Raw genomic sequence first — 22,629 nt, 5'->3', positions numbered from 1 at the left:
CGGACTGCCGCGTTAGAGTGGGTATCACATTAGAAGCGAAAGTATAGGGGAATCATGTTCGAGAGGTTTACCGATCGTGCTCGCCGCGTCATCGTTTTGGCGCAGGAAGAAGCACGCATGCTTAACCACAATTACATCGGCACCGAGCACATCCTGCTCGGCCTTATCCATGAGGGCGAAGGCGTAGCCGCCAAGGCGCTGGAATCCATGGGTATCTCCCTGGAGGATGTCCGCCGCGAGGTCGAGGAAATCATCGGCCAGGGCAGCCAGCCGCACACCGGCCACATCCCCTTTACCCCACGCGCCAAGAAGGTGCTGGAGCTTTCCCTGCGCGAAGGCCTGCAGATGGGACACAAGTACATCGGTACTGAGTTCTTGCTGTTGGGTCTCATTCGCGAGGGCGACGGCGTTGCCGCCCAGGTGCTGACCAAGCTCGGCGCCGACCTGCCGCGCGTGCGCCAGCAGGTTATCCAGCTGCTGTCCGGTTATGAGGGTGGCCAGCAGGAGGGTGGTTCCTCTAACGGCCAGGGCTCCGGTCCGGTCGGCGCGGGTGCTGGTGCAGGTGCCGGCGCGGGCGGCCGTGGTGGCTCCGGCGGTTCCGGTGAGCGTTCCAATTCCCTGGTGCTCGACCAGTTCGGCCGCAACCTCACCCAGGCCGCTAAGGACGGCAAGCTCGATCCGGTCGTTGGCCGTGAGTCCGAGGTAGAGCGCATCATGCAGGTGCTGTCTCGCCGTACGAAGAATAACCCGGTGCTCATCGGTGAGCCGGGCGTTGGTAAGACCGCCGTCGTCGAGGGCTTGGCGCTCGACATCGTCAACGGCAAGGTTCCGGAGACCCTTAAGGACAAGCAGCTTTACTCGCTCGACTTGGGCTCCCTGGTTGCCGGCTCCCGTTACCGCGGTGACTTTGAGGAACGCCTGAAGAAGGTGCTCAAGGAGATCAACCAGCGCGGCGACATCATCTTGTTCATCGATGAGATCCACACCCTGGTTGGTGCTGGTGCTGCTGAAGGCGCCATCGACGCAGCCTCGCTACTGAAGCCGAAGCTGGCTCGTGGCGAGCTGCAGACCATCGGTGCTACGACCCTTGAGGAATACCGCAAGCACATCGAGAAGGATGCCGCCCTGGAGCGCCGCTTCCAGCCAGTCAAGGTGGAGGAGCCTTCCCTGGATGACACCTTCTTGATCCTGAAGGGCCTGCGCGATAAGTACGAGGCGCACCACCGCGTGTCCTACACCGATGAGGCGCTGCATGCTGCAGCTTCCCTCTCGGACCGCTACATCAATGACCGTTTCTTGCCGGATAAGGCCGTTGACCTCCTCGATGAGGCTGGTGCTCGTATGCGCATCAAGCGCATGACCGCGCCGAAGGGCTTGCGCGAGGTCGATGACCGCATCGCTGAGGTCCGCAAGGAAAAGGAAGCGGCCATCGATGCCCAGGACTTTGAGAAGGCAGCCGGCCTGCGCGATAAGGAGCGCAAGCTGGGCGAGGAGCGCGCAGAGAAGGAAAAGCAGTGGCGCTCTGGCGACCTGGAGGAAATCGCCGAGGTAGGCGAGGACCAGATCGCCGAGGTTCTGGCGCACTGGACCGGCATCCCGGTGCTGAAGCTGACGGAGAAGGAATCCAACCGTCTGCTCAACATGGAAGAGGAGCTGCACAAGCGCATCATCGGCCAGGACGAGGCGGTCAAGTCCGTCTCCCGCGCCATCCGCCGCACCCGTGCGGGCCTCAAGGATCCGCGCCGCCCGTCCGGTTCCTTCATCTTCGCCGGCCCGTCCGGTGTGGGTAAGACTGAGCTGTCGAAGTCCCTGGCTAACTTCCTCTTCGGTTCGGATGATGACCTCATCCAGATCGACATGGGTGAGTTCCACGATCGCTTCACCGCTTCCCGCCTCTTCGGTGCCCCTCCGGGATACGTCGGCTACGAAGAGGGTGGCCAGCTGACCGAGAAGGTTCGCCGCAAGCCGTTCTCCGTCGTGCTTTTCGACGAGATCGAGAAGGCTCACAAGGAGATTTACAACACCCTCCTGCAGGTGCTGGAAGATGGCCGCCTTACTGACGGCCAGGGTCGCGTCGTCGACTTCAAGAACACCGTTCTCATCTTCACCTCGAACCTGGGCACCCAGGACATCTCGAAGCCGGTGGGCTTGGGCTTTACCGGTTCCTCCGAAAACGATTCGGATGCCCAGTACGACCGGATGAAGCAGAAGGTCAACGACGAGCTGAAGAAGCACTTCCGCCCAGAGTTCTTGAACCGTATCGATGACATCGTCGTCTTCCACCAGCTCACCCAGGAGCAGATTGTGGAGATGGTCGAGCTGCTCATCGGCCGCGTGGCCAAGCAGCTGGACGAGCGCGATATGGGCATCGAGCTCACGCAGAAGGCAAAGGACCTGCTGGCTAAGCGCGGCTTCGACCCAGTATTGGGCGCTCGCCCGCTGCGCCGCACCATTCAGCGCGAGATCGAGGATCAGCTCTCTGAGAAGATCCTCTTCGGCGAAATCGGCGCCGGCGAAATCATCACCGTCGACGTCGAGGGCTGGGACGGCGAGTCCAAGGACAACACGGGCGCGAAGTTCACCTTCAGCCCGCGCCCGAAGCCTCTGCCGGAGGACACCGAGGAGCCGCAGCTTGACGACGCCGAGGTGCGCGAAAACGACGCCGACTCCACCGACGCCGGCGAGCCCGACACCATCACCCCGGACGTCCCAGGCGATGGCGGCTCCACCGCCGCCGGAACCGACCTAGAGTCCGGCTCCGGTTCCGACTCCGATGACGACGGCCACAACCCGCCGCCAGCAGGCGCCGGCCAGCCGATGTAACTCGGGGCAAGGATTAAAGCCACCCAGCACTTCGCTTTCTGCGAGGCTGGGTGGCTTTTTCTGTGCAGTTCCGCGGGCTCGGACCCCATTTAGCCCGCGCAATCAGAAGATGCCGGTTTCCCGTCAAATCTTTTCCATGCCCAAAACCTACTGCGCAGTAGGAACGGTGGAAGTGGAATTGCTAAAATATATGCTTATGGGACTTCAGTATCGTTCAAGAAAAAAGACCGGCAAGAATAGCTGGATCAACGTCTCCGGATCCGGCGCGTCGATGTCTACCAAGGTAGGGCCGGTCACCTTCAATTCCCGCGGCGGCATGTGGGTGAACCTGCCAGGCGGATTCAATTTCCGCGGCCGCTGGCGTTAACCAGATCACACCTTCGGGATCGCGACCTGCGATTATAGCCGGCCATTATTAACGCCCTAAATAGGGAGGTGGAACAGGCCGGCGTCGTTTTGCTCGGCGAGGCCGTCGGCAAGCAGCGAAGCCAACGCCCGGGAGCGCTGTGCCGCATCGGGCCAGACCACGTCAATCTCGGACTGCGGTACCGGCCGCTCCGCCGCGCGCAGCACGTCCAGAATCTTGCCGCGCACCTGTCGGTCCGTGCCGACGAATTTTTGCACGCGCTTTTTCGCCCGTGCCTGTTCCTCCGCACTCGGCTGCGGCCGGCCAGCGAGCTGCCACGCACAGCTTGCGCGCAGCGGGCACTGCTCGCAGGAAGGATTCTTCGCCGTGCACACCAGCGCGCCCAATTCCATGAGCGCGGCCGAAAAGCGCGGCCCATTATCGGCCGGCAGCAGCTCCGCCACGGCCGCTAACTCCCGCTTCGACGGTTGCGGCGCCAAGAACCTACCGTCCTCCGCGCGCGCATACACCCGGCGCACATTGGTATCGACCACCGGCACATTTACCCCATAGTGGAAGCAGGCCACGGCGCGCGCGGTGTAGTCACCGATGCCCGGCAGGCGCAGCAGCTTATCGACGTCCGCCGGCACCTCGCCCTCGCCAATGGCCGCCGCGCACTCCCACAGGCGCAGCGCGCGCCGCGGATAGCCCAGCTTGCCCCAGGCGCGCAGTACCTCCGCCCGGGTGGCCTGGGCAAAGTCCGCCGGGGTGGGCCAGCGCCGCATCCATTCCTCCCACACCGGAGCCACGCGCGCGACCGGCGTCTGCTGACTCATGACCTCGCTGAGCAGCACGCCCCACGCGCTCGTGCCAGGCCGGCGCCACGGCAGGTCGCGTTCATTGGCATCGAACCAGGAAAGAAGAGCTTGCGAATCCATCGTGGGAGATAGTCTAGGGCATTAGAATGTGGCCTATGCCTTTACGTAATGTTGCCCACGAACCGCAGGCCGTATGGGAGGCCCTCCAAGCGGGAAATCAACGCGTGCTGGACGGCGAGACCGTCGACGTGCGCGAGATTTATAACCGCGAGGGCCTAACTCACGGCCAGGATCCCCGCGTGGTGGTCATTTCCTGTTCCGATTCCCGCGCCCCTATCGAGCACGTCTTCAATATCGGCTTCGGCGATGCCTTTGTCATCCGCACCGCGGGCCACATTCTTGACGACGCCGTCCTAGCCTCCCTCGACTACGCCCTCGCCGCCCTCAAACCCAACCTGCTGGTGGTCCTTGGCCATCAATCTTGTGGCGCGGTGGGCGCGGCTACCGGTTTCGTGGCTGGCGGCGAGCTGCCCACCGGCCTGCAGCGACCCATTATTGAGAAGGTCGCCGCCTCCGCCTTGGTGGCGGGCCCGAATGCCACGACTGACGACGTCGAGCGGGAACACACCCGCCAGACCGTCGCCCAGCTGGTGGCCAGCGTTCCCAACGTGCGCCGCCTGCTGGATGAGGGTGCCTTGGGCGTTATCGGCGCGCGCTACCTGCTGGAAGACTCCAGCGTGGAAACCCTGCAGACCCTCGGCGTGAAGTAGTACAGCCTGACACGCGGCGCGGGCTTAGCGCACCGGCCCGCGCCCACCGCTTAAAATTGACAGCGTGACGCAGAAAAAGCCCCTACCTGAAGAGATCTACAAGCGCCGCCGCGTGGCGGCGCTCATCATCGTGCTCGTGCTGGCCGTGGTGCTGATCTGGGCGGCCGTGGCCGCCTTCGGGGGCAGCAGCGATGAGTCGGCCGATACCGCCGCCCCTGCGCCCACGCCGGAGCAGACCTCGTCTTCTGCCGCCCCGGAGACCTCCGAGGCTGCCTCGGAGACGGCTGCGGAGGCCTCGGCTGAGGGGGCGTCGGAAAGCAAGCCGGCCGAAAGTGAGCCGTCGAGCGTTGCGCCTGCAAGCTCCGAGGCGGCCAAGAAGACCTGCGACCTCGCGGACCTCCAGGTGCGCACCTCCATGCTGAACTACTCCGTGCCGGAGGGTGAGCTGCCGAAGTTCTTCATGACGGTCACCAACCCCACGGCCGCGGACTGCAAGATCGACCTGGACAAGAACCTGCTGCGCTTCGAGGTCTACAAGATGGCCGATAACCAGCGCGTGTGGTCCGATACGGATTGCTACGCCTCCGTGCAGACCGGCTCGCAAACCTTCCCGGCCGGCAAGGACGTGAAATTCGAGGCCGAATGGTCCCGCCAGGCCTCCAAGCCGGGCGAGTGCACCGACCGCCCCGCGGCCGAACCTGGGGCCTACTTCGCCCACACCGTGATCGGCGATAACTCCTCGCCGCCGCAGGACTTCACGCTGCGCTAGGCGCTACTTCGACACCGCGGCGATGGCTTGCCCCAGCGTCCCGGCTTGGTGCACGCGCATGCCCTCTACCGGCTCGATGTCCCCGCGTGGGACAATCGCGTGCTTGTAGCCCAACCGCGCGGCCTCCATCAGGCGCCGCTCCACATTGGGCACCGGCCGCAACTCGCCTGCCAGGCCCACCTCGCCGATGACCACCGTCTTGGCCGGCAGCGGCTGCTCGTGCAGCGAGGACCACGTTGCCAGCGCCACCGCCAGATCGGTGGCGGTCTCCGTAATCCGCATGCCGCCCACCGTGGCGACATAAGCATCCTTGTCGTTGGTGCGTTGGCCGGCGCGCGCCTGCAGCACCGCGAGCACCATCGGCACGCGGTTGGAATCTAGCCCGGTCACCACGCGCCGCGGGTTCTTTGCTACCGGGTCCACTGTCAGCGCCTGCACCTCCGCGAGTATCGGCCGCACGCCGTCCATCGCGACCGTTACGGCCGAGCCATCCGGCGTCGTGCCGCGGTGCGAGAGAAACAGCCCGGAAGGGTCCGCGACTTCCCGAATGCCGCCGGCCGTCTGCTCGAAGCAGCCCACCTCGTCGGTAGCGCCAAAGCGATTCTTGATGCCGCGCAGCATACGCAGGCTGGATTGGCGGTCGCCCTCGAAGTTCAAGACGACGTCGACAAGATGCTCCAGCACGCGCGGGCCGGCGACGTTGCCGTCCTTGGTCACGTGGCCGACCAGCAGCACCGGAATGCCGGTGGACTTCGCCAGCGAAGTCAGCGCGGCCGTCACCGCGCGCGATTGCGCCACGCCGCCCGATACGCCCTCCACACCCACGGCGTGCATGGTCTGCACCGAATCGACGATGATAAGGCTCGGCTTGAGCTTATCCACGTGCCCAAAGACCGCATCCAGGTTGGACTCGGCCGCCAAGTACAGCGATTCCTGCAGCGCGCCGGTGCGTTCGGCGCGGGAGCGGACCTGGCCGGCGGATTCCTCGGCCGTCGCATAGAGCACGGTGCGGCCGAGCTGGGCCCACCGCGAGGCTACTTCCAGCAGCAGCGTGGATTTGCCCACGCCGGGCTCGCCGGCCATGAGCACCACTGAGCCGGGCACAATGCCGGTTCCAAGCACGCGGTCGAGCTCGCCGATGCCGGTGCGTACCGTCTTGGTCGCCTGCGCCCCAATCTTGGTTATCGGCTGCGCCGGGCTCGACGGCGCTACGCCTTTGCTTGCCGACGTCCCCGCTGTCCCAGGCCCCGCCACCACCGGCGCCCTTTCCTCCAACGTGCCCCAGGACCCGCAGTCGGGGCAGCGGCCGAGCCATTTCGGCGAGACGTAGCCGCATTCGGAACAGGTGTGGATGGGGCGAGATTTCTTGGCCATGGCCTCTAGCCTAAAACACGCAAACGCCCCCGGCCCGAAACGGGCTGGAGGCGGTGATTTGAGGCGGTGCGGCTTAGTTCTTTGGAGCCTCGGAGGAGTAGCCCTCGGAGGACTCGACGTCGCGGTCGAATTCGCCGGACTGCATCTGGGTGGCGGCAATGGTGGCGTCCACGTCGATGGAACCATTGGAGAACTCGAAGGTAACTGGGCGGTCGCCGGCGTAGCCAAAGTCATCGTTCTTCAGGGAGGTGGCGATGTACTGGACAGTCTCGGAATCCTGCTGGGTGGTCGCGTCCAGGTTCTTCTGGGAATCCGCGATGATGGACTGGTCGCGGTGCAGTGGCTGAGCCTTGTCCATCTCGACGCGCTGGCCGTCGACCTTGACGGACTCCAGGGAGATGACATCGGTGTCGTAGCCCTGGTTTACGGCGGTGAACTTCAGGGCAGCGGAGCCGTCCGGTTCTACCAGGGTGGTGACATCGCGAACCGCAACCTTGTTGTCTTCCGTGCTTGCAGAAGCGCCATCGACCGCAGCCACCTTTTCGGCGGTCTGGGCGACCTGGCCCGCCGAGCAAGAAGCCAGCGCCAGAGCGGAGACGGCGGTAACGGAAATAATGGCACCGCGGCGGGCGGCGGACTTCAGGGACTGCACGTTGAGCATCCTCCATCAATTGCGATCACAGGGCTTGTCAACGCTTTAGCCTAGTCCCTTTGGCAATAAAGTACACAGTTAGTCCCAAACCGGGCGGGTAGACCGTGGGGGTATACGGGGGTATCCGCAGGCGGGGCGGCCGTGCGTGATAAAATGGCGGCCTTAGTCAACCGGGATAAATCGGGAACACAAGGAGTGGCAATGGAGTATAAGGTCGGCGAGGTCGTCGTCTACCCGCACCACGGTGCGGCCGTCATCGAGGATATCGAGACCCGCGAGATGGGTGGCGAGACGCTGGAATACTTGGTGCTGCACATCAACCAGTCCGACCTAGTCGTCCGCGTGCCCATCAAGAACGCCGATAACGTCGGCGTGCGCGACGTCGTGGGCAAGGAGGGCCTGGAAAAGGTCTTTTCCGTGCTGCGTGACGAGGACGTCGAAGAGGCCGGCAACTGGTCCCGCCGTTATAAGGCTAACCAGGAGCGCCTCGCTTCCGGCGATATCAATAAGGTTGCCGAGGTCGTTCGCGACCTGTGGCGCCGCGACCAGGATCGTGGCCTTTCGGCCGGCGAGAAGCGCATGCTGGGCAAGGCCCGCACCATCCTGGTGGGCGAGCTCGCGCTGGCCAAGCCGGTCGATGAGAAGAAGGCCGACACCATGATGGAAGAAATCGATGCCACCATCGAGCGCCACCGCGCGGCCGGATTGGTAGACGATAAGTCCATCACCACCGATATCGACAACGACATCGATCTCGATGACCTCTCCTTCGACGACGAAGACTAAACCGCGCGTCATCGCGCTCATCGCGGCCGCCGGCCAGGGCACCCGCCTCGGTGCCGAGGTGCCCAAGGCTTATGTCGAGCTGCGCGGGCGCACCCTCCTGGAGCGCTCCGTGCGCGCGCTGCTGGCCTCCGGCGTGGTGGACGAGGTCATTGTGCTGGTCAGCCCAGACATGGAACCCGAGGCAGCCCGGATTATCGGCCGCATCGACACCGCAGGCGCTAAAGACACCACCAACGCCGCGCCCATCCGCCTTGTGCACGGCGGCAGCGAGCGCGCCGATTCCGTGTGGGCCGGCCTCCAGGCAATCCCCGACGACGACGCCGTGGTGCTCATCCACGATGCGGCCCGGGCGCTGACTCCGCCGGCGATGGTGCGGGGCGTCGCCAAGCGTGTGCTCGAAGGCGCCCCCGCGGCCGTGCCCGTGGTTCCCGTGGCCGATACCATCAAGGAAGTCGCGGCCGACGCCGTGGTGAGCACGCCCGACCGCTCCCGCCTGCGCGCCGTGCAAACCCCGCAGGCCTTCCGCCTTTCCGCGCTGCGCCAAGCCAACCTCGATTATTGGGCCGAGCAGCCCGAATTTACCGCCACGGATGACGCCAGCCTCATGGAATGGCACGGCGAGCACGTGGCGACCGTGCCAGGCGATACCCTGGCGTTCAAAATCACCACGCCCATCGATCTCACCCTGGCCCACGCCCTGACCGAGGAGACCCATGACTAACCCGATTATCCCGCGCGTTGGCGTCGCCACCGACGCCCACCAGATCGAGGCCGGCAAGGACTGCTGGATCGCCGGCCTGCTCTTCGAGGACGTGGATGGCTGCGAGGGCCACTCCGATGGGGACGTGGTAGCGCACGCGCTTGTCGACGCCCTCTTATCCGCCGCCCACCTCGGCGACCTCGGCTCCTTCGTGGGCGTCGGCCGCCCCGAATACGACGGCGTATCCGGAGCGAAACTGCTGCGCGAATGCCGCGAACTGCTCGAATCCGAAGGATTCATCATTGGCAATGCCGCCGCGCAGCTTATCGGCCAAACCCCCAAAATGGGCCCGCGCCGCGCAGAGGCCGAGGCTGTGTTAAGCGAGATCCTCGGTGCCCCCGTGTCCGTCTCTGCCACGACGACGGACCATATGGGGTTCACCGGCCGTAAGGAGGGCCGCGCGGCGGTTGCCACGGCCGTCGTCTGGCGCGCCTAGCCCACCACACTAACCCCGCGCACGCGTCAATTAGACTGTGTGGCGTGAGTACTTTGCGCATTTATGACACAGCCACCCGCAGCCAACGCGATTTCGAGCCGATTCGCCCCGGCCACGCCTCCATCTATCTGTGCGGCGCCACCCCGCAGGCCCAACCGCACATCGGGCACCTGCGCTCCGGCGTCGCCTTCGACATCCTGCGCCGCTGGCTGCTCGCCCAAGGCTATGACGTAGCCCTGGTGCGCAACGTCACCGATATCGATGACAAGATCCTCACCAAGGCGGCCGAGAATAATCGCCCCTGGTGGGAGTGGGTGTCCACCTATGAGCGCGAGTTCACTAAGGCCTATAACACCCTGGGCGTTCTTCCTCCTTCGGTAGAGCCGCGCGCAACCGGCTTTGTCACCCAGATGGTCGACTATATGCAACGGCTTATCGACGCCGGCTTTGCCTACCCCGCCGATGGCTCCGTCTACTTTGACGTTGCCGCGTGGACCAAGGCCGAAGGCTCCGATTATGGTTCGCTATCTGGCAACAAGGTAGAGGAGATGGAACAGGGTGAGGGCGAGGATTCCGCAAAGCGCGGGCCTCAGGACTTTGCGCTGTGGAAGGCCGCGAAGCCGGGTGAGCCCAGCTGGCCCACCCCGTGGGGCGACGGCCGCCCTGGCTGGCACCTGGAGTGCTCGGCCATGTCCACCTATTACCTGGGCTCTAATTTCGATATCCACTGCGGCGGCCTGGACCTGCAGTTCCCGCACCACGAGAACGAAATCGCGCAGTCGCATGCGGCCGGCGATAAGTTCGCCAACTACTGGATGCACAACCACTGGGTGACGATGTCAGGCGAGAAGATGTCGAAGTCCCTGGGCAACGTGCTGTCCATCCCGAATATGCTGGAGCTGGTGCGCCCGGTGGAGCTGCGCTACTACCTGGGCTCGGCACACTACCGCTCCGTGCTGGAGTACTCCGAGGCCGCGCTGACCGAGGCCGCCGCTGGCTACCGCCGCATCGAGGACTTCCTCGGCCACTTTGACGATCTGGAGCTTGGCGAGTGGACGCAGGGCTTTGCAGACGCGATGAATGATGACATCGCGGTGCCCAAGGCCCTGGCGGAAATCCACACCACCGTCCGCGCTGGCAATAAGGCGCTCGCGGCCGGCGATGAGGCCGAGGCACGCACGCTGGCTGGCCAGGTCCGCGCGATGGCGCACGTACTTGGTTTTGACCCGCTGGAGTGGGAAGATGGAGCGCAAGCTAGCGGGGCGGATGCCGCGCTGGATGCGTTGGTACAAGCTGAGCTGGAGCGGCGCACCCAGGCGCGCGCGGACAAGGACTTCGCTACTGCCGACGCCGTCCGAGACCGCCTCGCGGTCGCCGGCATCACCATCACCGATACCCCAGACGGCCCGACCTGGTCGCTGGCGCAGCGTTAAGCACTCCGAAAGGACATAGATTATGGCACGTACCCACGGCCGCGGTGGCGCGGGAATCCGCAAGACCAATAAGAAAGGCGCAACCAAAGGCTCCGGCGGCCAGCGCCGCAAGGGCTTGGCCGGTAAGGGCCCGACGCCCAAGGCAGAGGACCGCATCTACCACGCCAAGCACAAGGCCAAGCTGGAGCGCGACCGCCGCAACTCCGGCCGCCACCAGAAAGAGACCGCCGAGATGGTCGTGGGCCGCAACCCGGTCATCGAGTGCCTGCACGCCAAGGTGCCGGCCACCACGCTCTACATTGTGGCCGGTACCCGCAATGACAAGCGCCTGTCCGAGGCCGTGGCCATGTGCAATACCCGCAATATCCCCATCATCGAGGTGCAACGCCACGAGATGGACCGCATGACCGGTAACGGCATGCACCAGGGCATCGGGTTGCAGATCCCGCCGTATAAATACGCCGACGTCGACGAGCTCATCGCCCGTGCGGCCGAGAACGCACGCCCAGGCATGTTCGTCATCTTGGATAACATCACCGATCCGCGCAACCTCGGCGCGGTCATCCGTTCCGTGGCGGCCTTCGGCGGCGACGGCGTCATCATCCCTGAGCGCCGCTCCGCGTCCGTAACCGCCGTGGCGTGGCGTACCTCGGCCGGCACGGCGGCGCGCCTGCCGGTTGCCCGCGCGACGAATATCACCCGCACCGTGCAGCAATTCCAAAAGAGCGGTTACCAGGTCGTCGGCCTCGACGCCGGCGGCGAGCACACGCTGGACACCTATAACGGCGCGACGGATCCCGTGGTCATCGTCATCGGTTCCGAAGGCAAGGGCATCTCCCGCCTCGTGCGCGAGAACTGCGACGTCATCATGTCCATCCCGATGACGGACTGGGTCGAGTCCCTCAATGCTTCCGTCGCGGCCGGTTCCGTGCTCTCCGAATTCGCACGCCAGCGCCGCGCGGCCCAGTAACCTCCGGCGAGGTTTCTAGCCGCTTTCCGCCCAGGGTGGCAGCCACTTAATGGTTCCATCCACCCTGGCCAGGCGGCCGCGCAGCGGCGGGGCGTTGGGGTCATCGTCGTTGACGCCGTTGTGATATGGGCAGGCGATGGTGAGGTTTTCGGGGTTGGTCTCGCCGCCGTGGCGCCACGCGGTGAGGTGGTGGACTTGGCATTCATCGGCGGGGTAATTGCACTGCGGCCACGGGCAGGTGGGATTTTCCGCGGCGGCCATGGTGCGCTGCTTCGGCGAGGCGAGCCGCTCGGTGCGATAGAGGTTCACCGGGCCTTTCACGGGGTGGATCAGAGTCACATAACCGTGCGCGGTGAATGCGCGACGCACTAGGTCCGCGCCGGTTATCCGGGCACCATTGGTCAGCTGCAGGGTGATGTCATCGCCCGCGGTGTCGACGACGCGGTCGAGTTCGTCCAGGCGCAGCACCACATTGGTGGTCACGGACGTGGGGGAAGTCGCGGCGGTGCCTTGGAAAATCTTGCGCACCGAATCGAGCGGGGCGTCCTTATCGAGCGCGGCGTGCATATCCGCGATGTCCGCAGACTTGCCGGTAATCGTCATGGTCCACGGTCCATCGGCGCGGCGGTAGAGCTTGACTCCGGGCTTGCGCTGCGGCGGGCCTTTAATCTCGCGCACGCGTTTGCGCCCCTGCTTGTCGACGTCCGACGCATCCCCCTTCATCCCACATAGCTCCCGTCGCAGCGCCCAGGCCTGGCGCTTACTCTTCAGCTTGGTGGCGTGGCGCTCGATGGCCAGCAGCGCGGTGAGGCTGTGCTCGTTGGTGCGGGCCGCGGCGATGGATTCGCGCTGGAGGCGGCTAAACGCGGTGGGGCCGAAGTAGGTATCGGCGAGGGCAAGCAGGCGGGCGGCGGTGGTGTCGGGGCAGCCGGCGTCGATAAGCGCGCGCTTAGTAAGGCCGTGGCAGTCGGCGATAATGTCCATGCCGGCGGCCAGGCCTGTCAAGAAATTCTGTAGCGCGTTCACGGCTCCACACGTTAAGTGCGGGTGCACGCCGGCGCGCGGTGCGTGGCACGCAGCTGTGGATAACTAGGCCTGGGCGTCGTCGAGGACGAAGAACTCGCGGACCTTATCCACAGCGCGGAAGGAATCCGTATTTGGGCCTATGCGTGGGTCGGTTTTCATGCTAGAGGGAATCACGTGGCCGAGGCCCTCCATGGTCCACAGCTCGACGGGGAAATCGCCGTCGTATGCGGTGGCGGTGACATCCGCGGTGGGGTGGTAGTCGCGGGGTGGCTGGCAGCCATTGGCCAGCGCGAAGTGCTCGGCGGTGGCCGGGGCGGAAAGCACACGGCCGCGGGTGCGCTCGGCATCCAGCCCGGCGATGCCGCCCTCATAGGGCGCGTATGGGTCGGCGGTGCCGTGGAAAAACAGCAATGGAGTGGGCCGGTAACCGGCCGGGTTGCTGGGCGCGTGGTTATCGCCCTCGCCCAGGGTGGAGGCGAAGATGCAAGCGCGGGTGAGGGCAAAGGGTGCGTCGAAAAGCAAGCGGAGCACCATCTGCCCGCCATTGGAGTAGCCGCAGGCAAAGGTACGGGCGGTGCCGAATTCGCGCTGCATCTCCTCGACGAGGTAGGCGGCGAAGGCAACGTCGTCCACGTTCTCCGCGCGGGCGGTGACGGGCAGGATGCTGCGGCAATCGTTGAAATGGCGGTCGACGCCGTCGGGGTAGACGAGGACGGTATTGGTGGCGTCGGCAAGCTCGTCGAAGGTGCCGTTAGTAAAGCGGCGCATCACGTTTCCGGACTGCAGCGAGCCGTGGAAGAAGAGCAAGAGGTTCGGGCGCGGGCCGGGGTTATCCGGCGTGATGACGAGAAAGCGGCGGGTGCGGCCATCCACATCCGCGGTGCGGCGGTGTACGTGCATAGCCGCCCAGTCTAGTCGGCGTGGTGCTCTTCGGCGGTGCTGTGGCAGTCGGCGTGGAAGCGCTTTGCGGCGACCTCGTCGCGCACCGCCTTTTTATTGCGCTGCCAGCCAATGAGGCGGCACACCAGGTAAATGACAAAAGAAATCGTGGTAACAAAGACCGAGACCGGAAGGCCGGGCGCGAGCGATAAGACAAAGCCACCGACGGCCGAGACCTCGGCGAAAATGGTGGCCCACATGACCGCGCGCAGGGGCGAGGAGGTAATCTGCACGGCCGCCGCACCCGGGGTAATGAGCAGCGCCATGACGAGCAGCGAGCCGACGATTTGTACCGACTGCGCGGCCGCCAAGCCTACGAGCACGGCGAAGGCGACGGAAATGAAGCGGGTGGGTACGCCGGCGGCCTGGGCCATGACCGGGTCGGCCGAGGCGAAGAGCATGGGCCGCCACAGGATGGCGACGGCGGCGAGTATGACCACGGTGGTTGCGGCCAAGAGCCATACCGAGGCGGAAGAGACGCCGACGATCTGGCCGGTCAGCAGCGTCATCGCGGTATTCGCGTTGCCGGGGTAGAGGTGCAAAAACAGCACCGAGAGGCCCAAGCCAAAGCTCATGACCACGCCGATGGCGCTATCTTGTTGGCCTTTGAAGCCCAGTACGGCGAGGATGATGGCGGCCACGATGGCGCCGGCCACGGCGCCGAAGCCGAGGTTGAGGCCGAAGAGCAGCGCGGCCGAGGCGCCCATAAGTGCGAGCTCGGAGGTGGCGTGGACGGAAAAGGACATCTGGCGCAGCACGATGAGCGAGGTCATCACGCCGGACAGGATGCCCAGCAGCGCGGAGGCGATAAGCGAGGACTGCACAAAGTCCACGCTGAGCAGGTACTGGGTGTCTTCCATAAAGCTAGACAACGATGAGCCTCCCATCGACGTTTAAGACGTTCACCTTGGAACCGTAGAGCTCGGAAAGGACATCGGAGCGCATAACCTCATCTACCGTGCCGAAGGTATGGCCGCCGGGGGCGAGGTAGAGCACCTTATCGGTCACGCCGAGCACCGGGTTGATGCCGTGGGTGACAAACATGATGGAGGTGCCGCGTTCGCGGCGCAGCGCATCTAGCTTGTCCACGGTGTCCTGCTGGCGCGCCGGGTCGAGCGAGAGCAGCGGCTCGTCGGCGAGGATGAGCTCGGGGTCGTTGGCTAGCGCTTGGGCTTGGCGGATGAGCTGCTGCTGGCCGCCGGAAAGCTGGCCGACGCGGCGGTCGCGCAGGCCGGTGGCGCCGACCTCGGCGAGCAGCTCGTCGACGCGGTGGCGGGGCGGGCGGCGGCGTCGGAAAGCGCCGTGTGCAAGGGAGAGCGAGACTAAGTCGCGGGCGCGCAGGGGCAGGTCGGCCGGGAACATGCGTTGCTGCGGGATGAAGCCGACGCGGCAGTTAACGTCGACGCTGCCGGCCGTGAGCTTGCGGGTGCCCAAGATGGTGCCGAGCAGGGTGGATTTGCCCACGCCATTGGGGCCCAAAACGGCGATAAACTCGCCGCGGTCAACGGCGAGGTTAAGGCTGGACCACAGCGGGGCAACCGCTGCGTCATGGAAGTGGATGAGCACTAGAGCTTCCCCAGGGAATCGGTGACCTCGTCATAGTAGGTCCAGAATTCTTTGCCATCCGGCGGGGTTTCGCCGATTTCGACGATAGAGACGTCCGCATCCTCCGCGGCGGACTTGATGCGGCCGGCGGTATCGGTTTCGGTCTGCGGGTTAAAGATGAGCAGGTCTACCTTGTCTTCCTTGATGGCCTTGGTGAAAGCGGCGAGGTCGGCCGCGGTGGGCTCGCCCTCAGAAATGGTGGCCTTGCGGTAGCCCTCTGGGGTGACGTCCTTGCCGGAGGTGTACTTCATGATGTAGTCCGCAATCGGCTCGGTCTGTGCGTAGGAGAGGTCGCCCGGCAGTTCCTTGAGCTTGTCGCGCAGGCGGTCGACGTGGGAATCCACGCGCTCGGTGCTGGCGTTGGCATCGGTATTGAGCTCGTTGATCTGGTCAGCGATATTTCCTGCGACCTCGTCGAGCGCTGCCGGGTCGTACCAAATGTGCTCGTTGCCCTCGATATTGGTGACCTTCTTCGGGTCCTTCTTGGCGGTGGCCTTGGCGGCGTCGATGGTCATGACATTGGGGTCATCGGCCAGCTTGCCGTGGTCGGTGAGCGGCAGGGCGGAGACGATATTGTCCTGGTCGGAGACGGCCTGGTAAATCCAGGAATCGTAGCCGCCGCCGTTGACTACGAGCAGGTCCGCGTCCTCGGCCTTGGCGATATCGGCCGCGGAAGGCTCGAAGTGGTGCGGGTCAACGCCGTTGCCCTCGACGATGGGCTTGACCTCGATGTCCACGCCGGAGGCGGTATCGGCCACGGCTTCGGCGACGTCGGCCCAGATGGAGGTGGACGCGACGATGGAGATCTTCTTCTGGGCGCCCGGCTCGGCGGCCGAGTCCTCGGTGTCGGAGGAGCAGGCGGTGGCGGTCAGCAGGAGGCCACCGGCCGCGAGGAGGGCTGCGGATGCGCGAAGTGAGGTATGCATAGTTTCCAGTGTGCGTTTGATGGGAACCATTGTCAATTGAATATGTATTGAAAATACAGCCGCGGGGTATGCTTGCGGTCATGGTGAAACGCAGCCCCACCCGCAAAACGCTGGCCTCGCTGGCCGCCGAGCTGGGTGTTTCGCGCACGACGGTATCCAATGCCTATAGCCGGCCGGACCAGCTTTCGGCCGCAACACGCGAGCGCATCCTGGCGGCGGCGAAGGCGCGGGGGTATCCCGGGCCGGACCCCACGGCCCGCAGCCTGCGCACCCGCCGCGCGGGCTCGGTGGGCGTGCTGCTGACCGAGCACCTGTCCTATGCCTTCGAGGACATGGCCTCGGTGGATTTCCTGGCCGGCATGGCAGAAGCCTCGGCCGGCGCGCAGACCACGCTCACCCTCATCCCGGCCGGTCCGGAGGGCGAGGCGGAGGCGGCCAGCCTGGTGGGCTCGGCCGCGGTGGATGGCTTTGTGGTCTACTCCGTGGCGGCCGGGGACGCCTACCTCGAGGCGGCGCGCGGCCGCGGGCTGCCGGTGGTGGTCTGCGATCAGCCGACGGATTCGGGCCTGCCGTTCGTGGGCATCGATGACCGCGCGGCGATTGCCCCGGCCGCCCGCGCGCTGGTGGAGGCCGGCCACCGCAAGATCGGCGTGCTGGCGATTCGCCTCAAGCGCGAGCGCCACGATGGCCCCATTTCGTGGGGTGAGCTCCAGGGCGCCGATATGCACGTGCAGCGCGCCCGGGTCATGGGAGCCATGGACGTCTTTGCACAGGCGGGCATCGCGCCCGAGACCGTGCCCGTGGTTACCCAGCACATCAACGATGCGCAGACCACGCGTGCGGCCGCGCAGTTGCTTCTCGACGCCCACCCAGACCTCACCGCCGTCCTGTGCACCACCGACTCCATGGCGCTAGGCGTGATGACCTATGCGCGCGAGCGGAGCATCGACGTCCCCGGCGAGCTGTCCGTTACCGGCTTCGACGGCATTGATGCGGCGCAGCGCCTTGGCTTGACGACGATCGTCCAGCCCAATAAGGCCAAGGGCGCGGCCGCCGGCCACATGCTCGCCAAGCTTATCGCCGGCGCGGAGGGCTCGGACGCGAGCGAAGCCGCGATGCTACGGCGCGTGCTGCAGACCAGCTTCGCGGCCGGGCGGACGGTGGCGCCGCCGCGCTAGGTGCCGCTTCGTTAGGCTGCGGCGTGTTAGGCAGCGCCGCCGTTGTTGGGACGGCCGACATGAGCCGCGCGGGCGGCGGCGAGTTCGGTGAGGAAGTGGGCGACGGCGTCGACGTCGGCAAGCTGCACTACGGCCGCCGTATCGCCCTCGCCGACCTTGACGCCAACGTCTGGCGGCTGGTGCAGGGCGCGGAAACCGTCCTCATCGGTGACGTCATCGCCCAAGAAGACCATGGCGGTGGCTCCGGTGCGCTCGCGCAGGTTCTCAATCCACGTGCCCTTGGTGGCCTGGGTGGCGGAGAACTCCACCACGGACTTGCCGGCCGTGCGGGGGAAGCCGCCCGGATCGAGCGCGAGAGCGGCTTCATAGGCTTGGGCGGCAGCTTCTGGATCGGAATCCTCGAGCGCGCGCAGGTGCAATACGCGCTGGAAGGGTTTGACCTCGATGTCCGCGCCGGGGAAGCGCTCCATGATCGCGCGGATCTCGGCTTCCTTGGTGGCGAGGTGCTCGCGCATCGCGGGGGTCAGTTTCGTTTCCTCCCACGAGGATTCGGCGCCGTGGGAGCCGCCGAAGAGCACGGGCTCCCGCAGAGGGCACACGCGCTGCAGGCCGTCGAGGTGGCGGCCGGAGAGAACGGCCGCGGTGGTATTCGGCAGGTGGGCCAGTTTATCCAGGGCGCTCAGTGATTCCTGGTTCATTTCGACCTCATAGATGGCCGTGGCGAAGGGGGAGAGCGTGCCGTCGAAATCCGAGACCACCGCGAGGTGCTCGGCGGCGGCAAGGGCCTTGATGGCAGTTGAAAGCGTCATGGCTTCTAGCCTACGCAACTAACCGCCGAGGGAAACCAACTTGATAGACGGCGAGTCCACCTCATCGGTGACCAGTTCCAAGACGAGCTGGTTATTGGAATTGACGGTGTAGTGAAAATCGTGGTCCGCGGAAATCAGGTTGCGCAGCAGGTTATCGGCCCACACGGACGCGCCGTGGCAATCTTCGGCGGTCTCGTCAAACTCCACCTCATCGAAGTGGAGGCGGTTGCCCTCGCGGATGTTTTGGCGCTCATCATCGGCGGAATAGGTCACCTTGCCCACCATTTGGGCGCACCCGGTGGTGCCCACCATCGTGGATTGGCCAAAACTCAACGTGGGTGCCTGCGGGATGGATTCCGGGATGGTGGAGGCGGCATCCGGGGTGGTGTTGATGGAGACTACCTGCCACTGCTTATCCAAGATCTGCTCATCGCCAGGGGCTTGGGGCTCCTCGTCGCCGGAGCCGCAGCCGGCCAGTAATGCGGCGGCGCAGGTCGCGGCAATGGGCACTGCGGCCAGGCGGGGAAAGCGAGACATCATGCGCCCGCCCCCTGTTCTTCTGCTTGGCGCAGGCAGCCCAGGAAGGACTGGGACCATAGCTGCACGTCGTGCTCGGTGACCTGCTGGTGCATGGTGAGCATGCGCTGGGTCATGGTGGAGGGGGCGTCGTCAAGCGCCTTGAGCGCATTGAGCAAGGCGGCCTTGACGGACTCGATATCGAAGGGATTGCACAGGTAGGCCTGGTTGAGCTCATCGGCCGCGCCGGCGAACTCGGAGAGCACCAGCGCGCCCGAGCCATCGTCGTGGCAGGCCACGTATTCCTTGGCTACCAGGTTCATGCCGTCCTTGAAGGGGGTCACCAGCATGACATCGGCCATGCGGTAGTAGCAGCGCAGGAGACTCTTGGCCACGCCGCGGTGCTGGTAGTGCACCACCGGGTGACCTACGCGGGCGAAGCGCCCGTTGATGCGGCCAACGGCTTCTTCCACCTTGGAGCGGGTGGCCTTGTAATGGTCGAGGCGCTCGCGCGACGGCGTGGCGAGCTGCACCAGCGTCACCTCCTCCGGGTCGAGCGCGCCGGTGTCCAGCAGCTCCTCAAAGGCGGTCAGCCGCTGCAGGATGCCTTTGGTGTAATCGAGGCGATCCACGCCCAAGATAATGCGCCTGGGCGAGCCCAGCTCTTCGCGCAGCTTGGCGACGTCCCCCTTCTCCTCCCCAGTGAATGCGGCAAAGTCCTTCGCGGCGATGGAAATGGGGAAGGCGCCCACGCCGATGGTGCGCCCCTGCGGCAGGCGAATATGCGCGGTGACCTCGCGGGTGCTGGCCTCGCCTTGTACGTCGAGGCCCTGGCGGCGGGCAAGCTCCAAGAAGTTGCGGGCATTGGCCTCCAGGTGGAAGCCGATGAGATCCGCGCCAAGCAGCCCGCGCACGAGCTCCTCGCGCCAGGGCAGCTGGCGGAAGAGATCGGCGGAAGGGAAGGGGATGTGCAGGAAAAATCCGATGGTGAGATCCGGGCGCTTCTGGCGCAGGATGCCAGGCAAAAGCTGCAGCTGGTAGTCCTGTACCCACACGGTGGCGCCTTCGGCGGCGACCTCGGCTACCTCGTCTGCAAAACGCAGGTTGACCTCGCGATAGGCGTGCCACCAATCGCGGTCATAGGTAGGGGTGACGATGAGATCGTGGTAGAGCGGCCACAAGGTGGCATTAGAAAAACCCTCATAAAAGCCCTCGAAATCGGACTCGGTGAGCTTGACTGGGTGCAGCAGCACGCCGGTATCGGTGCGGAAGGGCTCTGGCGCGGCATCGGCCACACCGGGCCAGCCCACCCAGCATCCCTGGTGTGATTCGAGGACTGGAGACAATGCGGTGACCAGACCGCCCGGCGAGGGCGTCCAGGTATGGCTGCCATCGGGCCGGGTTTCCAGATCTACCGGCAGGCGGTTGGCCACCACCACGAAGTCATTGCCACGCTCACTCATGGTGCAAGAATAACTTAAGACTTCTTAGTGGACTTCTTCGTTGCCTTCTTGGAGGCCTTCTTCGTCGCCTTCTTGGTGGCCTTCTTTGTAGCCTTCTTGGTCGACTTCTTCGTCGATTTCTTGGTGGACTTCTTCGTCGACTTCTTCGTGGACTTTTTGCTGGATTTCTTGGTCGACTTCTTGGGAGCGGCATCGGCTTGCTCCGCCAGCACCTTCTTGTGCACCAGGCCCTTTGGCTCCACGCCCAGCATGGACATCAGGGTCACGCCGTCGAGGAAGTCCTGCGCATAGGTGGCCACGATGCGGCGGGCTGCGCGGGAGGTCTCCTCCTCAAGGGCGTGATTCTGGTCAGCCTGTGGGTGGGTGTCTTGGACCTTGGGTGGCACGACGTGTCCTCCTGAACGTTGTGGAAACTACTTAAGCGCTTGCAAGAAAAGCTATCAGAGCAAATATTGTACGCTACCGGCGGCGTTTAGGGCCGCTCGGGTCCGGATTCGGTGCCCGGTTGCTCCGGTTTCTGGGCACGAAAGGTTTCGGTGCCGGGCACGGTATAGGTGGTCTTCTCGCGCTGCTGCGGCTGCGCCGGCCACTGGGAATCTTCCGGCCACAGGTCCGCGGCCGAGCGGGTATGCGGCGCATGGTTTTGGGCCTCGTGGCGCGGGTGCTGCTGCGGCGGCTTCGGCCCGAGCTTGGGTGGTAACTCCGGGCGATTGACGCGCGGGGCAAACGGGGACATCGGCACGCGCGGGATGCGCGGGGCCTTGCGGGCCAAGTGCGTGGCCTTATGGAAGGAGAAGCGGCCGATGCGCTTGAAGGTGGTGTACGGGCGGAAGTACTGCGGGCGGCGCAGGCGGCGAGCCACACGCTCGCCCAGTACTACGCCGGCGGCCAGGGCGCCGGAGATGGCCAGCGCCATCGCCATATTGGTAAAGCCGGTAATCATCTGCTCATTGAGAGAGGCGTACATGCCGCGGTAGAGCATGAGGCCGGGCAGCATCGGCGTATAGCCCACGATCATGGTGATAAGCGGCGGAATTCCCCAGCGGCGCGACATCAAACCGCCGGCGAGGCCAACGACCACCGCGGAAAGACCAGAGGCAATCACCGGGCCGACGCCGAAGGGCACCACCACGAAGTAATAGAAAATCATGCCGGCTGCGGCCGTAAGGCCAGACATGGTGATCTCAATCCAGGCTGCGCCGCAGGCCAGCGCAAAGGCAGCAGAACCCGTGCCGCCGAGCAGCACTAGCAGTGGAATTTCGTGGTAGACCGGTGGGGCCAGCGTGGCCAGCGGCGGCAGGTTAAAGCCCAGCGAATCGGCCAGCTGGATGCCCACACCGACGCCGGCGATGATGGCGCCGGTAGATAGCAGCGCCTCAAAGAAGCGGGCGGAGGAGGTAACGGGGGCGCGCGTGATGCCGTCGACAAGCGATTGCACCAACGTCAGCCCCGCCACCAGCACGATGATGCCGGAGGCAATGATCTGCGTGGGCGAGAAATTAATGCCGAAGGAGGCTGCGACGTTGTACAAAATGGCGGCCGGGAAGACGGCGAAAAAGCCGCCGACCGCATTCTGATAAAAGGGCGGCAGGCGGTAATTGGCCAACCAGGCGTTCAAGCCCATGATGAACGCGGAGACCACAAACGCCACCACGCCGACGAGCAGGTCGCCGCCAAGCATCATGGAAATCAGGCCACCCATCGCGCCCCAGCCGAGCATCACCGTGGACGGCTTATAGGGCGCGGGCATGCGGTCGATCTCATCGAGGCGCTGCTCCGCCATGGCCGGCGGCATCTGGCCGGAGTGGATGGAGCGAATGAGCTTATCGACGGCCGCGAGCTTGGAAAAATCCACGCCAATGCTCGGCACTACGCGGAAGACGTGCAGGTTCTTGCGCTGCTCGCCGGTGCCAATGGTGGTGTGGATGGTGATGGTATTCATCAAGATGTCCACGTGGCAGTAGTGCAAGCCATACGACGACGCTGCCAGGTGCACCTGGGCGCGCGCATCCGAGTTGGCGGTGCCGGCTCCGATGAGGATTTCACCAATGCGAGCGGCGATCTCCATAACGCCGCTGACCTGGGCGGCGTCGGTGAGATCGACCGGGGCGAGTGGTGATGGCGGCGGTGCGGCTTTAGCCGCGTCGATGATGGCTACCTGGCCCGAGGAAGCGCGCAGGCGCTCCCGCATAGCGGACAAAAATGACACGGAAATAACCCTCGAAAAGCG

The 22,629-nt window shown here is 65.0% G+C and carries 23 protein-coding genes; 10 read left to right on the top strand and 13 right to left on the bottom strand.

The features are described 5' to 3' along the window. The first annotated feature begins 54 nt into the window (after positions 1-54). Together MHK00_RS05620 and MHK00_RS05615 are read left to right on the top strand one after the other, a co-directional pair. A complete protein-coding gene (locus tag MHK00_RS05620; protein WP_005329940.1) occupies positions 55-2,823 on the top strand; it encodes an ATP-dependent Clp protease ATP-binding subunit in 2,769 nt (922 codons plus the stop codon). A 196-nt stretch (positions 2,824-3,019) separates the two neighbouring features. Then, positions 3,020-3,190 carry a DUF4236 domain-containing protein gene (locus tag MHK00_RS05615; RefSeq protein ID WP_080970400.1) on the top strand — a complete coding sequence of 57 codons (171 nt, stop codon included), beginning with the start codon at positions 3,020-3,022 and terminating at the stop codon, positions 3,188-3,190. A 56-nt stretch (positions 3,191-3,246) separates the two neighbouring features. Here MHK00_RS05615 and MHK00_RS05610 read toward each other — a convergent pair whose 3' ends face one another. Then, positions 3,247-4,107, bottom strand: a complete 861-nt coding sequence (locus tag MHK00_RS05610) for an HhH-GPD family protein (RefSeq protein ID WP_250410799.1) — start codon at positions 4,105-4,107, stop codon at positions 3,247-3,249. 35 nt (positions 4,108-4,142) lie between these two features. Here MHK00_RS05610 and MHK00_RS05605 point away from each other — a divergent pair, with 35 nt between their 5' ends. Next, positions 4,143-4,757, top strand: a complete 615-nt coding sequence (locus MHK00_RS05605) for a carbonic anhydrase (RefSeq protein WP_250410798.1) — start codon at positions 4,143-4,145, stop codon at positions 4,755-4,757. A 64-nt stretch (positions 4,758-4,821) separates the two neighbouring features. After that, on the top strand, positions 4,822-5,526 hold the full coding sequence (locus tag MHK00_RS05600; protein ID WP_179386975.1) for a hypothetical protein: 705 nt from the start codon (positions 4,822-4,824) through the stop codon (positions 5,524-5,526). A 3-nt stretch (positions 5,527-5,529) separates the two neighbouring features. Here MHK00_RS05600 and radA read toward each other — a convergent pair whose 3' ends face one another. Then, complete coding sequence (gene radA, locus MHK00_RS05595) at positions 5,530-6,900, bottom strand: DNA repair protein RadA (RefSeq protein WP_005329963.1); 1,371 nt, start codon at positions 6,898-6,900, stop codon at positions 5,530-5,532. 73 nt (positions 6,901-6,973) lie between these two features. After that, a complete protein-coding gene (locus MHK00_RS05590) occupies positions 6,974-7,561 on the bottom strand; it encodes a hypothetical protein (RefSeq protein WP_250410797.1) in 588 nt (195 codons plus the stop codon). 192 nt (positions 7,562-7,753) lie between these two features. Between MHK00_RS05590 and MHK00_RS05585 the strand changes: the two genes are divergently transcribed. Genes MHK00_RS05585 through rlmB form a run of 5 tightly spaced genes read left to right on the top strand, consistent with a single transcriptional unit; the run spans position 7,754 to position 11,937 of the window. Next, the gene (locus MHK00_RS05585) at positions 7,754-8,338 is read left to right on the top strand and encodes a CarD family transcriptional regulator (RefSeq protein ID WP_005325718.1); all 585 of its coding nucleotides are present in this window, start codon (positions 7,754-7,756) and stop codon (positions 8,336-8,338) included. Then, on the top strand, positions 8,310-9,059 hold the full coding sequence (gene ispD, locus MHK00_RS05580) for a 2-C-methyl-D-erythritol 4-phosphate cytidylyltransferase (protein WP_250410796.1): 750 nt from the start codon (positions 8,310-8,312) through the stop codon (positions 9,057-9,059). The genes MHK00_RS05585 and ispD overlap by 29 nt, the downstream gene beginning before the upstream one ends. Continuing rightward, positions 9,052-9,534: a 2-C-methyl-D-erythritol 2,4-cyclodiphosphate synthase gene (gene ispF, locus MHK00_RS05575; RefSeq protein ID WP_250410795.1), complete on the top strand. Its 483-nt coding sequence runs from the start codon at positions 9,052-9,054 to the stop codon at positions 9,532-9,534. The genes ispD and ispF overlap by 8 nt, the downstream gene beginning before the upstream one ends. 44 nt (positions 9,535-9,578) lie before the next feature. After that, positions 9,579-10,967: a cysteine--tRNA ligase gene (cysS, locus tag MHK00_RS05570; protein WP_250410794.1), complete on the top strand. Its 1,389-nt coding sequence runs from the start codon at positions 9,579-9,581 to the stop codon at positions 10,965-10,967. A 22-nt stretch (positions 10,968-10,989) separates the two neighbouring features. Then, positions 10,990-11,937, top strand: coding sequence for a 23S rRNA (guanosine(2251)-2'-O)-methyltransferase RlmB (gene rlmB / locus MHK00_RS05565; RefSeq protein ID WP_005325725.1), 948 nt, complete (start codon positions 10,990-10,992; stop codon positions 11,935-11,937). Positions 11,938-11,952: 15 nt separating this feature from the next. Here the strand turns inward: rlmB and MHK00_RS05560 are convergent, their stop codons facing one another. The 5 genes from MHK00_RS05560 to MHK00_RS05540 all read right to left on the bottom strand — a co-directional run bounded on the left by MHK00_RS05560 (position 11,953) and on the right by MHK00_RS05540 (position 16,433). Continuing rightward, positions 11,953-12,963: an HNH endonuclease signature motif containing protein gene (locus MHK00_RS05560; RefSeq protein WP_250410793.1), complete on the bottom strand. Its 1,011-nt coding sequence runs from the start codon at positions 12,961-12,963 to the stop codon at positions 11,953-11,955. A gap of 63 nt (positions 12,964-13,026) precedes the next feature. Then, positions 13,027-13,863 (bottom strand): CE1 family esterase, encoded by an 837-nt coding sequence (locus MHK00_RS05555; protein ID WP_250410792.1) that lies wholly within the window; start codon positions 13,861-13,863, stop codon positions 13,027-13,029. Positions 13,864-13,874: 11 nt separating this feature from the next. Then, positions 13,875-14,789 (bottom strand): metal ABC transporter permease, encoded by a 915-nt coding sequence (locus MHK00_RS05550; protein ID WP_208853870.1) that lies wholly within the window; start codon positions 14,787-14,789, stop codon positions 13,875-13,877. Continuing rightward, the gene (locus tag MHK00_RS05545) at positions 14,767-15,468 is read right to left on the bottom strand and encodes a metal ABC transporter ATP-binding protein (RefSeq protein ID WP_150850867.1); all 702 of its coding nucleotides are present in this window, start codon (positions 15,466-15,468) and stop codon (positions 14,767-14,769) included. Before MHK00_RS05545 ends, MHK00_RS05550 begins: the two co-directional genes overlap by 23 nt. After that, positions 15,468-16,433: a metal ABC transporter solute-binding protein, Zn/Mn family gene (locus tag MHK00_RS05540; protein ID WP_250410791.1), complete on the bottom strand. Its 966-nt coding sequence runs from the start codon at positions 16,431-16,433 to the stop codon at positions 15,468-15,470. The genes MHK00_RS05545 and MHK00_RS05540 overlap by 1 nt, the downstream gene beginning before the upstream one ends. An 80-nt stretch (positions 16,434-16,513) precedes the next feature. Here MHK00_RS05540 and MHK00_RS05535 point away from each other — a divergent pair, with 80 nt between their 5' ends. Then, positions 16,514-17,611 (top strand): LacI family DNA-binding transcriptional regulator, encoded by a 1,098-nt coding sequence (locus tag MHK00_RS05535; protein WP_208853871.1) that lies wholly within the window; start codon positions 16,514-16,516, stop codon positions 17,609-17,611. A gap of 26 nt (positions 17,612-17,637) precedes the next feature. Here MHK00_RS05535 and otsB read toward each other — a convergent pair whose 3' ends face one another. The 5 genes from otsB to thrE form a co-directional block, all read right to left on the bottom strand. Continuing rightward, positions 17,638-18,420 (bottom strand): trehalose-phosphatase, encoded by a 783-nt coding sequence (gene otsB / locus MHK00_RS05530; protein ID WP_250410790.1) that lies wholly within the window; start codon positions 18,418-18,420, stop codon positions 17,638-17,640. Between the two features lie 18 nt (positions 18,421-18,438). Then, entirely contained in the window at positions 18,439-18,960 is a 522-nt protein-coding gene (locus MHK00_RS05525) for an META domain-containing protein (protein ID WP_005325746.1), read from the bottom strand. Further along, positions 18,957-20,399: an alpha,alpha-trehalose-phosphate synthase (UDP-forming) gene (locus MHK00_RS05520; protein ID WP_200435759.1), complete on the bottom strand. Its 1,443-nt coding sequence runs from the start codon at positions 20,397-20,399 to the stop codon at positions 18,957-18,959. The genes MHK00_RS05525 and MHK00_RS05520 overlap by 4 nt, the downstream gene beginning before the upstream one ends. Before the next feature lie 14 nt (positions 20,400-20,413). Beyond that, positions 20,414-20,785, bottom strand: a complete 372-nt coding sequence (locus MHK00_RS05515; protein WP_005325749.1) for a hypothetical protein — start codon at positions 20,783-20,785, stop codon at positions 20,414-20,416. A gap of 86 nt (positions 20,786-20,871) precedes the next feature. Beyond that, positions 20,872-22,608, bottom strand: coding sequence for a threonine/serine exporter ThrE (gene thrE, locus MHK00_RS05510; RefSeq protein ID WP_250410789.1), 1,737 nt, complete (start codon positions 22,606-22,608; stop codon positions 20,872-20,874). Positions 22,609-22,629: the final 21 nt, after the last annotated feature.

The sequence above is a fragment of the Corynebacterium tuberculostearicum genome (genome assembly GCF_022347385.1).
In the GTDB taxonomy this organism is placed as follows: domain Bacteria; phylum Actinomycetota; class Actinomycetes; order Mycobacteriales; family Mycobacteriaceae; genus Corynebacterium; species Corynebacterium tuberculostearicum_M.
This window is presented reverse-complemented; position numbering and strand designations above follow the sequence as displayed.

Coding starts and splice junctions, on each gene's coding strand:
- MHK00_RS05620 (WP_005329940.1), top strand. CDS start 55: ATGTTCGAGAGGTTTACCGATCGTGCTCGCCGCGTCATCGTTTTGGCG.
- MHK00_RS05615 (WP_080970400.1), top strand. CDS start 3,020: ATGGGACTTCAGTATCGTTCAAGAAAAAAGACCGGCAAGAATAGCTGG.
- MHK00_RS05610 (WP_250410799.1), bottom strand. CDS start 4,107: ATGGATTCGCAAGCTCTTCTTTCCTGGTTCGATGCCAATGAACGCGAC.
- MHK00_RS05605 (WP_250410798.1), top strand. CDS start 4,143: ATGCCTTTACGTAATGTTGCCCACGAACCGCAGGCCGTATGGGAGGCC.
- radA (WP_005329963.1), bottom strand. CDS start 6,900: ATGGCCAAGAAATCTCGCCCCATCCACACCTGTTCCGAATGCGGCTAC.
- MHK00_RS05590 (WP_250410797.1), bottom strand. CDS start 7,561: ATGCTCAACGTGCAGTCCCTGAAGTCCGCCGCCCGCCGCGGTGCCATT.
- MHK00_RS05585 (WP_005325718.1), top strand. CDS start 7,754: ATGGAGTATAAGGTCGGCGAGGTCGTCGTCTACCCGCACCACGGTGCG.
- ispD (WP_250410796.1), top strand. CDS start 8,310: ATGACCTCTCCTTCGACGACGAAGACTAAACCGCGCGTCATCGCGCTC.
- ispF (WP_250410795.1), top strand. CDS start 9,052: ATGACTAACCCGATTATCCCGCGCGTTGGCGTCGCCACCGACGCCCAC.
- rlmB (WP_005325725.1), top strand. CDS start 10,990: ATGGCACGTACCCACGGCCGCGGTGGCGCGGGAATCCGCAAGACCAAT.
- MHK00_RS05555 (WP_250410792.1), bottom strand. CDS start 13,863: ATGCACGTACACCGCCGCACCGCGGATGTGGATGGCCGCACCCGCCGC.
- MHK00_RS05550 (WP_208853870.1), bottom strand. CDS start 14,789: ATGGGAGGCTCATCGTTGTCTAGCTTTATGGAAGACACCCAGTACCTG.
- MHK00_RS05540 (WP_250410791.1), bottom strand. CDS start 16,433: ATGCATACCTCACTTCGCGCATCCGCAGCCCTCCTCGCGGCCGGTGGC.
- MHK00_RS05535 (WP_208853871.1), top strand. CDS start 16,514: ATGGTGAAACGCAGCCCCACCCGCAAAACGCTGGCCTCGCTGGCCGCC.
- otsB (WP_250410790.1), bottom strand. CDS start 18,420: ATGACGCTTTCAACTGCCATCAAGGCCCTTGCCGCCGCCGAGCACCTC.
- MHK00_RS05525 (WP_005325746.1), bottom strand. CDS start 18,960: ATGATGTCTCGCTTTCCCCGCCTGGCCGCAGTGCCCATTGCCGCGACC.
- MHK00_RS05520 (WP_200435759.1), bottom strand. CDS start 20,399: ATGAGTGAGCGTGGCAATGACTTCGTGGTGGTGGCCAACCGCCTGCCG.